Here is a 12840-nt window from a genome sequence, read left to right as displayed (position 1 = left end):
CCCCCGCCGCAAGGACCCTGAGGAGTGACGTGATGAAGCATGTGTCGTTTTCCGGCCGCCTGGTGATGGTCGGCTTTGGCAGCATCGGCCAGGGCGTTCTGCCCCTGATCCTGCGCCATATCGACATGCCGTCGGACAAGATCACGATTGTGACGGCGGAAGAGCGCGGCCATGACGTGGCCGACGAATACAAGATCCGGTTCGAGAAGATCGCGCTGACCCGCGACAACTATCGCCAGGTGCTGCAGCCGATGCTGGGCAAGGGCGATTACCTGCTGAACCTCTCGGTCGATGTCTCCTCCGTGGCCCTGATCGAACTGGCGCAGGAGCTGGGCGCCATGTATCTCGATACCTGCATCGAGCCCTGGGCCGGCGGCTATACCGATCCGGGCAAGACTCCGTCGCAGCGGTCGAACTACGCGCTGCGCGATTCTGCCCGCACGCTGATCGAAAAATACAAGGGCGGCCCGACCGCCGTGCTGACGCATGGCGCCAATCCGGGCCTGGTGTCGCATTTCGTCAAGGACGCGATGCTGCAGATCGCCAGGGATACCGGCGTGACTGCAACTGTTCCGAAGGACCGCACCGGCTGGGGCGCGCTGGCGAAAGAGCTGGGCGTCAAGGTGATCCACATCGCCGAACGCGACACCCAGGTGTCGAACACGCCCAAGGCACGCGATGAATTCGTCAACACCTGGTCGATCGACGGCTTCGTCGGCGAAGGCTGCCAGCCGGCCGAACTCGGCTGGGGCAGCCATGAGAAGCAGTTGCCGGAAGATGGCCGTCGCCACGATTTCGGCTGCGATGCGGCGATCTACCTGCTGCGTCCGGGCGCCAGCACCAAGGTGCGCACCTGGACTCCGCTGGAGGGTCCCTTCCACGGTTTCCTGATCACGCATAACGAAGCGATCTCGATCGCCGACTATTACAGCGTGACGCAGGGCGACAAGGTGGCCTACCGTCCCACCGTGCATTACGCCTATCATCCCTGCGACGACGCCGTGCTGTCGGTGCATGAAGTGGCCGGCAAGAACTGGGACATGCAGTCGCGCAAGCGCCTGATGATGGACGAGATCACCAGCGGCATGGATGAACTCGGCGTGCTGCTGATGGGCCACAAGAAGGGCGCCTACTGGTATGGCTCGCGCCTGACCATCGAACAGGCCCGCAAACTGGCGCCACACAACAACGCCACCTCGCTGCAGGTGACGGTGGCGGTGCTGGCTGGCCTGGTCTGGGCGATGGAAAACCCGAACCGCGGCCTGATCGAAGCCGACGAACTCGATCACGCCCGTATCATGGACGTGTGCCGTCCCTATCTGGGCGAGATGGCCGGTGAATACAGTGACTGGACGCCGCTGCAGGATCGCGAAAATCTGTTCCCGGAAGACATCGACCGCGACGATCCGTGGCAGTTCAAGAATTTCCGGGTTGTCTGACTATCAGCCCTTGAGAATCGCCGGCCCCTTGCGGTCGGCGATTTCCAGCACCAGCTTGCGTCGCACGGCGGCAGCGAAGCTTTCATAATCGCGGGCCGGCACCATGAAAGCGCCTGGCCCTCCGATGATGAATTTCTCGTAGTACTCGTCGATATCCAGTTCCATATGCAGGATCGGCAGGCCGTTGATCACGATGCCGGCCTCGATCGCGGCGCTGCGAGCTTCGGCCGGCGGCGGCCCGGTATTGTTGCGGCCATCGCCTGAGATATCGATGACACGCCGCGGCGCCTGCACCGGCAGATCCGACAACAGCTTGTGGCCGAATTCGATGGCGCCGCTGGGCGAAGTGCCGCCGCCGAAGATCGTGCGTTCGGCATTTTCCATCTGCGTGGCGAAACGCATGACGTCGGCTTCGCTGGCCAGCACCGTCCAGGGCAGGATCAGGTTCTGCAGCCTGTAGCCGGACCACTGGTAATAGGCGACTGCAATGGCGCCGTGGATGCCGGAGCGGATCGCCTGCTTCACCTCCTTGCTGCGGAAGGCTTCGGCGTAACCACGCTGCTGCAAGGTGTAATGCTGCGCATGCACGCTGCCGGAACAGTCGGCCGCCAAGGCCAGGGCCAGGTCGACGGGCCGGCGCTGCTGGCCCCAGGCGGGCGGCAGGAATGGCAGGGCAATGAGAGAGGCGCCCGCGCCGATCAGCAAGGATCGGCGGTTTGGTCTGCCATTGGCCGTGCTTGCGATCTCGCCCCTCGGCATGGAGCAACGATAGCAAAAAATCCCGCCAGCCGGGCCAGAAGAACCAACGGGTCCGAAACACCCCTCATAACCAACTGATTATCATAAGGAAATCGACCACTTTCCTGTGGATAAACCATTTGGTAACCTTATCCGCATGCAAAGCCTCGCCCCACAACGCTCGGCCCAGGCCGCGACGATTGCGCTGAAGCCGCTCGCCGCGATGTCGCGCTCCGAGCTGGTTGGCCAGATCAATGGCGTGGCCGGCGTAGAAACCATGCTGCAGGTGCTGCTGCGCGTCCGCGCCGAGATCGGTGGCCCGGAAAAGGCCAAGGCGGAACGGGAGGCGGTGGTGCGGGAATTCCATGCCGCGCCGATCACCTACGACGGCTATGGCGTCGCCCGGACGCCGCCGGCGATGTCGGTCTATATCCTCGCCTGATCGCCGGATCGCAGGTCACGCTTGTACCCCCGCACGAAAGCCGGTATTCGGCGGACGCTTCTGTCATTCGTCCATCCTGCGGCATAGCCGGTACCTGCCTTGCCTGAAATCAGTTTCGTCATTCCAGTCTACAACAAGGCCGATATCCTGCCGCACCTGATCCGTGCGCTGGCGGAGCAGCAGCCGCAACCGGATGCCGAATACATCTTTGTCGACGATGCTTCCTCGGATGCGTCCGTGGCCGTGCTGGAGCAGGCTGCTGCTGCCCTGCCTGCCGTCACGATTCTGCGCAATCCGGCCAATGCCGGGCCAAGCATCCGGCTGAACCAGGGCGCCGCACAGGCGCGCGGCCAGCTGCTCTGTCTGATCGACGCCGACGAGCTGATTGTTCCCGACGCCGTCGCCCTGATGCAACAGGCGATGCGACAGCATGACGCGGATATGGTGCATGGCAAGGTGATCCGCAGCGAACAGGCGGCAGACAACCTGACGCGCGCTCCGCTTGGTGCGATGCCGGACTGCGCCGTGGGCGACCGGCCACTGCACATGATCCTGACCGGTCGCGGTTTTGTGCGCATGGCCTGGCTGGTGGAAGCCACATTGTTCCGCGCTGTCGGCGGCTGCGACGAACGGCTGTTCATCCAGGATGAATCCCTGCCGCTGCGCCTGGCCACCAGGGCGCGCCGCATGATCGATTTTCGTGGCGGTGTCACCTACGCACCACGCGCGGACTCGCATCTGTCCGCCGACAAGCGCCAGCAGCATCACGACCGCTTCTTTGCCTATTATTACCTGCTGCGTGACGTGCCGGCATTGCCGGCCGAAGATCGCCGCAGGATCGCGGCCATCTGCGCCGCAATCACATGGAAAGCCGTGCGGCGCAGCAGCCTGCCCCTTGCACAGGTCGATGCCCTTGTCGCATATCTGCGGGGCAAGGCCGGATTTTCCGTGCCGGCAGACATCCTGGATCGGGCCGCCGACGCATTTCGCAGCCTGCCCGGCATCCGCCACACTCCCGCTTCCGTGCCCAAATTGCCCGCATCATGATCAGAACCGATATTGCATCCCTGGAACTGACTGCTGGATCCGGCTGGACCGATGTGTTGCGGCGGATCAACCTGTATCTGTTCGCCCTGCTCCCGCTGCTGCTGCTGTTCTGGCGCGGCGGGGCGGATGCCGCTGCCAGCGTCATTGGCATCAGCTTCCTGGCCGTCGTCATCGCGCGCCGGCAGTGGGGCCTGGCCACGCATCCTCTGTTCGCAGCTCTGCTGGCGATCTGGCTGCTGCTCAACCTGCTGGTTTCGCCGCTGGCCGTCGATCCGGCCGCGTCATTCTCGCGCAGCGTCGTCTGGCTGCGCTTCGCACTGCTGTTCGCGGCCGCCACCTGCTGGCTCATCCAGTCGCGCCGCGACCTGAAACTTGTTGTCGTCATCTGGAGCGCAACACTCGCCGTCTCTATCGTCGACGGGCTGGTGCAGTTGATCAGCGGCACGTCGCTGACCGGCAATCCGATGTACAACACAACCCGCCTTACCGGACCGCTGGACCGTCCCAACATTGGCATGTTCGTCGCCCGGTTAGGTTTCCCTCTGCTGGCAGCTGCCCCCCTGCTGCTCGGTCTGCGTGGGCGCGGCATCCATATCGCGGCCGTTGCCGTTGCGGCGGTGGTCGGTTTCGTCTTCATCCTGCTCACCGGCGAACGATCGGCAGCCTTGCTGTGCGCGGCAGCCCTTGGCGCTGCCGGCCTGGGCGGGATATTGACCTTCCCGCGTTATCGGCTGCAGGTGCTGGCGACTCTCCTCGTGACTGGCAGTATCGGTGGCGTCGTCGCGGCGATGAGCGAGCGCATCTGGTATCGCGTGCTACAGTTCGGCACTGTACTGAAGCATTTTGCCGACTCGCATTATGCCGAACTGTTCGGCATCGGCTTCGATATCTGGTACAATTATCCAGTGTTCGGCGCCGGCATGAAGAATTTCCAGGCCTCCTGCTGGGCGATTTCGGCGCCGCAGGTTACCGATGGCTGCCCGACTCATCCGCACAACATCTATATCGAATGGCTGGCGGAAACCGGCACTGTCGGCCTGGTCTTCTATCTGGCATTCTTGGTGCTGGTGCTGGCCGCTGCCTGGCCGTTGCTGCGCGGCAGCACGACCGCGCGATTGACCGGCCTGCTGGTCGCCGGATGCTTCGTCGTACTGCTGTTCCCGCTCATCGCCACCCAGAGCCAGTTCAGCAACTGGCCGGCGCTGGTCTTCTGGACCAGCCTGGCCCTGACCATGGCGATCGCACGGCTGGCGCTCAAGGAACACAGCTAAGCGCTCATGGCGATCCTCGTCATCAAGCATTCCGCGCTCGGCGACATGATCCTCGCCCTGCCACTGCTGCGCGCCATCCGCCAGCATCATGCCGGCGAACGGATCGTACTGCTGACCACCGCGCCTTACGTCGACCTGCTGCAGCGCTCCGGTCTGGCCGATGAGATCTGGACCGACCCGCGTCCGAAATTCTGGCAGCCGCTCAAGCTCCTCGCCCTGCTGAGCCGCATCCGCAACGGCCGCTTCAGCCGCATCTATGATCTGCAAGGCAGCCAGCGCACGAAAAGCTATTACCGCCTGCTCGGCAAACCGGCCGAGGCCTGGGTCGGCAACGCGCCGGGTTGCCGCTACCACATCCCAGATCCGACCGAGCCGATGCACATCACCGAACTGCGTCGACGCCAGCTCGCACTGGTCGGCATCCCCGATCCCGGCCTGCCCGATCTCGATTTCCTGACCGGCGACATTGCCCGCTACACTCTGCCGGCACGCTTCGCGCTGCTGGTGCCGGGCGGCGCACCGCATCGGCCGGCAAAGCGCTGGCCGGCCGAACGCTTCGCCGCATTGGCGCGCCAGCTGTTGGCGCAGGGCATCACGCCGGTCCTGATCGGCCGTGCCGCGGAACAGACCGAAATCGCTGCCATCCGGGCGCTCTGCCCGGAGGCAATCAGCCTGTGCGACAAGACCTCGATCGCCGACCTGGCGGCGCTGGGCCGCGCTGCTGCGCTTTGCGTCGGCAACGATACCGGCCCGATGCACATCATCGCCGCCGCGCGCTGCCCCTCGCTGGTGCTCTATTCCGCCGAGTCCGATCCGCGCAAAATATCGCCGCGCGGTGACTGGGTGCGGCTGCTGCAGCGGCCGAGCCTGCAGGATGTCGGCCTCGAAGATGTGATCGCCGCGCTGCCGCCTGTCAGACAGGCCTGATCATATCCACCTGAGCGGCCAGCGCGGACCGGGCCGCAGCCGGCTCCATACCAACACCGCCACCAGCATGATCAGCAGCGCGGGCAGCAGCGGATAGGCGATAAACAGCCAGTCGCTTTTCAGGTTCAGAACGATCAGCGGATTGGCGCCGGCCGGTGGATGCATGATGTTCAGCAGCTTCATGGCAATGGCGATCAGCGCCACGCCCGCGCCCATTGCCCAGATATTGCTGCCAAACAGCTTGAGCAGCGCAATGCCGAGCGCAGCGCCCAGCAGATGCGAAACCAGCACGGCCACCGGCCGCGATCCTTCATGGGTCGGGAAACAGAACAGCAGAATCGCCGTGCTGCCCAGCGACGTGAGCGCCAGGCCGTGTTCGGCATCGATCAGCCACAGCACCAGCGCCAGGCAGGGCACGATGCCTGCGGCGATCCAGAGCAATTCGAGCAATCCGGCACGGTTGAAACTGCTCATCTTCCCTCCTGCTTTTCGGATTCGCTGAACAGCGGCAATGTATCGCGCTGCGCCCCGGATGGCAGGACGGCGCGCGTGTTGCCGATCCAGGCGGCGATGTCGCGCCAGACCACTTCGGCCTGCAGGTCGCGCAGCAGCATGTGCCAGCCCTGCGGATAAACCGCGACCCGCATATCGACGCCCGGCGTCATCTTCAGTGCTTCGACAAAGCGCTCGACCGGTTTTTTCGGGATCACCTCGTCCTTGACGCCGTAGAGCAGCAGCAGCGGCGTGCCGGCCGGCCGCGCCAGCGCGGCCTCGTCCATCAGGTTGACCAGGCCATGGATGGCATCGACACGCGTCGCCTTGATGAACAGCGGATCGCGCGACAGCCGGCGCAGCATTTCGATATTGTCGGAAGCCTGAATCTTCAGCCCGCTGCCTGTGAAGGTCTTCCACGGAATGGTGTAGCTGCTGACGAACAGCGCGGTGCGGTACAGCAGCGGCATGCTGCTGCGCCCCCACACCGCCGGCGCCACCAGCACTGTGCCGGCTGGCCGTAGGTTCGGATGCCGCGTCAGGCCATGCAGCACCACCGCGCCGCCCATGCTTTCGCCCAGCCAGTAGACCGGCACACCCGGATGTTGCCGGCGCAGCAGCGCATGCAGTTCGGCAAGGTCGTCGGCCATGCGGTCTTCGCCTGACCAGTAGCCGGTGAACGGCGCCCGACCGAAGCCGCGCTGATCCGGTGCATAGGTCGCGATGCCCTGCCCGGCCCACCATTCGGCAGCTTCGGTAAAGGCATTGCTGTAGTCATTGAAACCGTGCATGGCGAGCACGACGGTCTTCGGTTGCTGCGCCGGCAGCCAGCGCCGCAGTGGCAGGATGCGCCCGTCGCCAGCCTGCCAGGTGCTTTCATTGGCTGCGATGGCTGGCACGGCGATCTGCTCGCCCGTTGGCTGCAGACGCGGCGCGCAGGCGGCGAGCCCCACCAGCGAAAGCAGGGCGACCAGCCGCAGGATATGCATGCGGTTAGGCAACACCGGCCATAAGCCGCACGCGACTCGCCGGGAAGATCAGCGTTGCCGTGGTGCCGGCGCTTTTGCGGCTGGACAGATGGATCTGACCATCATGCAGTTCGATCAGGCGGCGTGTGATCGGCAGGCCAAGGCCGCTGCCGCCCGCTTCGCGGGCGCGCTGCGAATCGCCCTGCGAAAACGGCTCGAACACGCGCTTGAGCTGATGGTCGGTCATGCCGACGCCGGAATCGCGCACGCGGATCGCCAGACCGCCATCGGTCAGGATCGCGGCGGCAACCTCGACGCTGCCACCTTCCGGGGTGAACTTGATCGCGTTGCTGAGCAGGTTGAGCAGCATCTGGCGCAGCAGGCGGGGATCCGCATGCAACTGCGGCAGGATCGCCGGCAGCGCGCGCGTCAGGCTCACGCCCTTGCCGTCGGCGGTGACGATGACAAGATCGAAGGCTTCATCGATGGACTTGCGCAGATCGAGTTCGTCTTCGCTCAGTTCCAGCTTGCCGGCCTCGACGCGCGACATGTCCAGTACGTCGTTGATCAGCGACAGCAAATGTTGACCGCTCTTCACGATGCCATCGACATACTCGGCATAACGCGGATGGCCGACCGGCCCGAACAGACCCTGCCGCATGATGTCGGCAAAGCCGAGCACGGCATTCAGCGGCGTGCGCAGTTCATGGCTCATCGCGGCGAGGAAGTTGGATTTCGCCCGGCTGGCCTCTTCCGCCTCGCGCCGCGCCTGTTCGAGATCGGCGGTCATCGCCTGCATCTCGGCATGGGTGCGTTCGGTGGCGCGCAACTGCCGCATCAGGGCCACGGCAAAGCCGATCACCAGCAGCCAGGTGACGACGGCGGCCCCGATCAGCACGGAATTCAGGCTGCCCAGTCTTTCGCGCGACAGTTCCATCCGCTTGACGCCGATCGTATTCACACCGGCGGTGAAGGTGCTGAAATCGGCGTCCAGTCCGCGGGATTGCTCGACGATGGTTAAGCCGGCCGAACGATCGCCGGCCAGAAACGCGGTCAGCAGCCTGTCCCAGCCGCGGATCATCGGCTCGATCCGCTGCAGCAGGACCTGCAGTTCGGGGTCGCTGCGATAGATGCCGGCGGTTTGGCCGTCGCGCATCAGGTGCAGGCGGCTGAACAGGATATCGTAGCGGCGCTGCACATCATCGCTGCTGATGCCTGGCGCCTCGGCCATGCGCTCCAGCAGCGTGACGCGGAAGACCTGGTGCTCGTTGCGGAACTGCACGCCGTCCCAGACCACATTCTGGAAGGAGAAGCTGCTGTTCTCGCGCTGCTGGATATAGAAATAGCTGGTCAGCACCACAGACAGCGCCACCACCGTACCGACCAGCACGAGCACGAAACGCCGGCCGGCACCGGCCAATGCGTCTGGATGGGTCGATAATTCCCGTGGCTTGAAACGGCGCGGCATCAGCGAACGTCTATGCGCCGGAGCTGCCAGACCGACCGGATATAGGTCATGTCGGTCTGCAGGGCCTTGTCGCTGTCGAACGGATAGATGATGAACAGCGGCCCCTTGTCGCGGAAGGTCATGGTCTCGCCATTCAGCTTCATGGCCAGTATCACATTGTAATGCGCGGCATCCGAGGCCGGCAGCGTCGCGGAATATTCATTATGGGCGCTTGCAAGCAGGTTATTGCCGCGTGCCTCCACCATACCGAGCACCGCTCTGAGCAGCACGCCTTCGAAACGCATGACGCCGCTATGCCACGGCGTTGCAGTATTCACCTCGGTGAAGCCGATCTGTTCCAGCATGGCGCGATCGAAGCGCGCCTCCAGCCCGCCGGCGGAATCCTGTGCATTGCCGCGGCCGATGGCCCCGCTCACGGTGAGCAGAACCTCGCCGCGGGGTGCCGGCAGCGGTTCTGCCGCATGGCCGTCCCGTATCGAAACAACCAGACCGCCAAGTGCCAAGAGCAGCGTCAGCCACAGCCGCGCCCGCTTCACCTGTCTCCAACCCTGCAACACCCAACCCCCGTCCGGTACAGCGTCATGTTTACACATGTATCACGCCATCCGGAGTGGCATTCCCGCCGGCAAAAATCAATGGGCATTCTATCGCTCTGGCCGACTGCATCTGCCCGGGTCGAGCCATCTGCCGCTATAATGTGCGGGTCTGCCCGCCATCGACGTCGATCACCGCGCCCTGCAGATAGCCCGCCTGGGGCGAGGCGAGGAAAGCCACCACCCGGGCAATCTCTGCGGGTTCACCGAACCGGGCGATCGCCATGCTGCGCGGCAGCTTCACGGCGGCATCGGCCTCGGATATCCCCTGCTCTTTGGCAAAGTTGCGGATGCGCAGCTGCAGGCGCTCGGTGGCGATGGCGCCGGGATTGATCGCGTTGACGCGCACACCATCGGTGACGCCGCGATCGGCCAGCACCTTGGTGAGATTCATCGCCGCCGCATTGACCGACCCGCCGATGGCGAATTCCGCCTGGCCGGTGCGACCGCCGATGCCGATGATGCTGACGATACTGCCCTGCCGGACCGCCAGATGCGGCCAGGCCGCACGGCTCAGCCGCATGGCGCCAAAGAATTTCAGCGCATAGCCGTCGGCCCAGTCCTCATCGGTCAGCTGAAGGAAATCGCCGCGCTTGGTGGCGCCGGCATTGTTCACGACCAGATCGATGCCGCCGAATGCCTGCATGGCCGCCGCCACCACCTGTGCCGGCACCGCCGTATCGCGCAGGTCGACGGCCTGCACCAGACTCTCGGTCGGCAGGGCTTTCGCAAGGTCCTTCAGCAGATCGGTCGAACGGGCCACCAGCACCAGTTTCATGCCTTCCGCCGCGAGAGTCTCGGCAATCGCGCGGCCGATGCCCTTGCTGGCGCCGGTAACGATGGCGACCCTGCCCTTGAGCTGCAAATCCATGGGTTCCTCCAGATGGCGCTGCCTGCGCAGCTTGCGCTAACATTCCGGGCAACAAGATAAGGGAGGCAGCATGTTTCGCAATGACCTGTTCAAGGGCAAACGCATCCTGATCACCGGCGGCGGCACCGGCCTGGGCAAAGCCATGGCCCGTCGCCTGATGGAACTGGGCGCCGAGCTGCATATCTGCGGCCGGCGCGAAGGCGTGCTGCAGGACACCGCAAAAGAGCTGGCTGCCGAAACCGGCGGCGCGATCCATGCCCATCCTTGCGACATCCGCGTGGCGCAGGCGGTGGACGAGATGGTGGAAACCATCTGGCAGACGCATGGCCCGCTGGATGGCCTGGTGAACAACGCGGCCGGCAATTTCATTTCGCGCAGCGAGGACCTCAGCCCGCGCGGCTTCGATGCCATCGCCAATATCGTGCTGCATGGCAGCTTCTATGTGACGCAGGCCGTCGGCAAACGCTGGATCGCGACAAAGCGCAGCGGCAGCGTGGTGTCGATCGTCACCACCTGGGTGTGGACCGGCTCGGCCTTTGTTGTGCCATCCGCCATGTCTAAAGCTGGTATTGCCGCGATGACGCAGTCGCTGGCGGTGGAATGGGGACCGAAGGGCATCCGTCTCAACGCCATCGCACCCGGGCCCTTCCCCACCGAAGGCATGACCAAGCGGCTGGCGCCCACCGAGGCATTGGAGAAGCGCATGATCGGCGCGATCCCGATGCGCCGCGTCGGCGACCTGCCCGAACTTGCCAACCTCGCCGCCTTCCTGCTGGCCGACGAGGTCGGTTATGTCACCGGCGAAGTGATCGCCATCGATGGCGGCCAGTGGCTCAATACCGCCGGGGGCTTCGGCGCACTCACCGATCTCAGCGATGACGAGTGGCAGGAGATCCGCGCCAACATCGCGGCCACCAACGCGAAGGATAAGGCGCAACGGACGGTGTGAAGCGCAGCATCCGATCCCGTCGCGCCGATAAACCGCAATGATATGTCCTCATGCCTCTTGCGCATGGGGCATTAGTTGCATGCGAAACTGTAAGTATTTCAATGAAATATACTTTGCCGAAGCCTTCGCAGTGACGTAGCGGCAGGGCAGAATGGCGCTGTTCGATTATCGCCCATTCACGCAATGCAGAGGCAACAATGAGCAGCGATCCGGCAACCCGCATTGAGCATGACTCGCTGGGCGAGATGACACTGCCTGCGGGCACCTATATCGGCATCCAGACGCAGCGGGCGATCGACAACTTCCATATCTCCGGGATCGGCATCAATCACTATCCGAACCTGATCCGCGCGTTTGGCATGGTGAAGAAGGCCTGCGCGGCCGCCAACAAGAAACTCGGCTATCTCGAGCCAGAGAAATACAAGGGCATCTCGAAAGCCTGCGACGAACTGATCGAGGGCAAGCTGCATGAATGGTTCACCATCGACGTGTTTCAGGGCGGCGCCGGCACTTCGACCAACATGAATGTGAACGAGGTGGTGGCCAATCGCGGCCTGGAGCTGATGGGCTTCCACAAAGGCGAATACCAGCACCTGCATCCGAACGACGATGTCAACCTGTCGCAGTCGACCAACGACGTTTATCCCACCGCCGTGCGTCTGAGTGTGATCCTGAGCCATACCGAGCTGATGAAGGCGCTGGATGGCCTGGCCTATGAATTCCGCCAGCGCGGCGTTGAATTTGCCGACGTCATCAAGCTGGGCCGCACCCAGCTGCAGGATGCCGTGCCCATGACGCTGGGCCAGGAATTCGAGGCCTTTGCCATCAACATCAAGGAAGATGTCGCGCGCGGCGACGAACTCATCAAGCTGTTCCGCGAGATCAACCTGGGCGGCACGGCGGTCGGCACCGGCATCAATACCGAGCCGGAATACTCCAACCTGGCCATCGAGGAACTCGGCCGCATCAGCGGCATCGAGATGGTGCGCGCCGCCAATCTGATCGAAGCCAGCTGGGATATGGGCGCCTTCGTGCTCTATTCCGGCATGCTGAAGCGCATCGCCGTGAAACTCAGCAAGATCGCCAACGATCTGCGCCTGCTCTCCTCGGGCCCGCGCGGCGGCCTGAACGAAATCTCGCTGCCGCCGATGCAGCCGGGCTCATCCATCATGCCGGGCAAGGTCAATCCGGTGATCCCAGAAGTGGTGAATCAGGTCTGCTTCCAGGTAATCGGCAAGGATATGGCCATCACCATGGCGGCCGAAGCGGGTCAGTTGCAGTTGAACGTGATGGAGCCGCTGATCGTCTACAACACACTGTCATCGATGCAGCTACTGGCGCGCGCGGCACGGACCCTGGCCGAGAAATGCGTCTCGGGGATTCAGGCGAATGTCGAACAGGCGAAGCGCCATGTGGAGGCCAGCGTGGGCATCGTCACCGCGCTCAATCCCTATATCGGTTATGAGAAGTCGGCCTGGCTCGCCAAGGAAGCGCTGAAATCAGGCCGCACCGTGCGCGAACTCTGCATCGAGAAGGAATGGCTCACCGAAGCCCAGCTTGACGACATCCTCGATGTCGCCAAGCTGACGGCGCCGCGTCGTCGCGGCCGCAAGATCGTCGCACCGTCTCAGTAGT

13 protein-coding genes are annotated in these 12840 nt (G+C 63.9%); 7 read left to right on the top strand and 6 right to left on the bottom strand.

Annotated features, from left to right (window positions below; all coding sequences use genetic code 11):
• The first annotated feature begins 32 nt into the window (after window positions 1-32).
• Window positions 33-1439, top strand: coding sequence for a homospermidine synthase (locus tag FNB15_RS13665; RefSeq protein WP_144069235.1), 1407 nt, complete (start codon window positions 33-35; stop codon window positions 1437-1439).
• Window positions 1440-1442: 3 nt separating this feature from the next.
• Here the strand turns inward: FNB15_RS13665 and FNB15_RS13660 are convergent, their stop codons facing one another.
• Window positions 1443-2144 carry a DUF1194 domain-containing protein gene (locus tag FNB15_RS13660; RefSeq protein ID WP_185973551.1) on the bottom strand — a complete coding sequence of 234 codons (702 nt, stop codon included), beginning with the start codon at window positions 2142-2144 and terminating at the stop codon, window positions 1443-1445.
• 190 nt (window positions 2145-2334) lie between these two features.
• Between FNB15_RS13660 and FNB15_RS13655 the strand changes: the two genes are divergently transcribed.
• The 4 genes from FNB15_RS13655 (at window position 2335) to FNB15_RS13640 (ending at window position 5864) form a co-directional block, all read left to right on the top strand.
• The gene (locus FNB15_RS13655) at window positions 2335-2619 is read left to right on the top strand and encodes a hypothetical protein (protein ID WP_144069233.1); all 285 of its coding nucleotides are present in this window, start codon (window positions 2335-2337) and stop codon (window positions 2617-2619) included.
• A gap of 99 nt (window positions 2620-2718) precedes the next feature.
• Window positions 2719-3666, top strand: a complete 948-nt coding sequence (locus tag FNB15_RS13650) for a glycosyltransferase family 2 protein (RefSeq protein WP_144069232.1) — start codon at window positions 2719-2721, stop codon at window positions 3664-3666.
• Complete coding sequence (locus tag FNB15_RS13645; protein ID WP_185973550.1) at window positions 3663-4937, top strand: O-antigen ligase family protein; 1275 nt, start codon at window positions 3663-3665, stop codon at window positions 4935-4937. Before FNB15_RS13650 ends, FNB15_RS13645 begins: the two co-directional genes overlap by 4 nt.
• Window positions 4938-4943: 6 nt before the next feature.
• Entirely contained in the window at window positions 4944-5864 is a 921-nt protein-coding gene (locus FNB15_RS13640) for a glycosyltransferase family 9 protein (RefSeq protein ID WP_144069230.1), read from the top strand.
• Here the strand turns inward: FNB15_RS13640 and FNB15_RS13635 are convergent, their stop codons facing one another.
• The 5 genes from FNB15_RS13635 to FNB15_RS13615 all read right to left on the bottom strand — a co-directional run bounded on the left by FNB15_RS13635 (window position 5865) and on the right by FNB15_RS13615 (window position 10256).
• A complete protein-coding gene (locus tag FNB15_RS13635) occupies window positions 5865-6338 on the bottom strand; it encodes an HPP family protein (protein ID WP_144069229.1) in 474 nt (157 codons plus the stop codon). It abuts the gene before it with no gap.
• Complete coding sequence (locus FNB15_RS13630; RefSeq protein WP_144069228.1) at window positions 6335-7345, bottom strand: alpha/beta hydrolase; 1011 nt, start codon at window positions 7343-7345, stop codon at window positions 6335-6337. Before FNB15_RS13630 ends, FNB15_RS13635 begins: the two co-directional genes overlap by 4 nt.
• Window positions 7346-7349: 4 nt before the next feature.
• Entirely contained in the window at window positions 7350-8792 is a 1443-nt protein-coding gene (locus FNB15_RS13625; protein ID WP_144069227.1) for a sensor histidine kinase, read from the bottom strand.
• Entirely contained in the window at window positions 8792-9328 is a 537-nt protein-coding gene (locus FNB15_RS13620) for a putative pterin-binding protein (RefSeq protein WP_221932650.1), read from the bottom strand. The genes FNB15_RS13625 and FNB15_RS13620 overlap by 1 nt, the downstream gene beginning before the upstream one ends.
• Window positions 9329-9482: 154 nt before the next feature.
• Entirely contained in the window at window positions 9483-10256 is a 774-nt protein-coding gene (locus tag FNB15_RS13615) for an SDR family oxidoreductase (protein ID WP_221932649.1), read from the bottom strand.
• Window positions 10257-10326: 70 nt separating this feature from the next.
• Between FNB15_RS13615 and FNB15_RS13610 the strand changes: the two genes are divergently transcribed.
• Together FNB15_RS13610 and FNB15_RS13605 are read left to right on the top strand one after the other, a co-directional pair.
• The gene (locus FNB15_RS13610) at window positions 10327-11205 is read left to right on the top strand and encodes an SDR family oxidoreductase (RefSeq protein WP_144069224.1); all 879 of its coding nucleotides are present in this window, start codon (window positions 10327-10329) and stop codon (window positions 11203-11205) included.
• Between the two features lie 197 nt (window positions 11206-11402).
• Window positions 11403-12839, top strand: a complete 1437-nt coding sequence (locus FNB15_RS13605; RefSeq protein WP_144069223.1) for an aspartate ammonia-lyase — start codon at window positions 11403-11405, stop codon at window positions 12837-12839.
• Window position 12840: the final 1 nt, after the last annotated feature.

This window comes from Ferrovibrio terrae (assembly GCF_007197755.1).
GTDB classification, from domain to species: domain Bacteria; phylum Pseudomonadota; class Alphaproteobacteria; order Ferrovibrionales; family Ferrovibrionaceae; genus Ferrovibrio; species Ferrovibrio terrae.
Note: the sequence above shows the minus strand (reverse complement) of the source record. Positions and strands in the feature narration are given on the sequence as shown.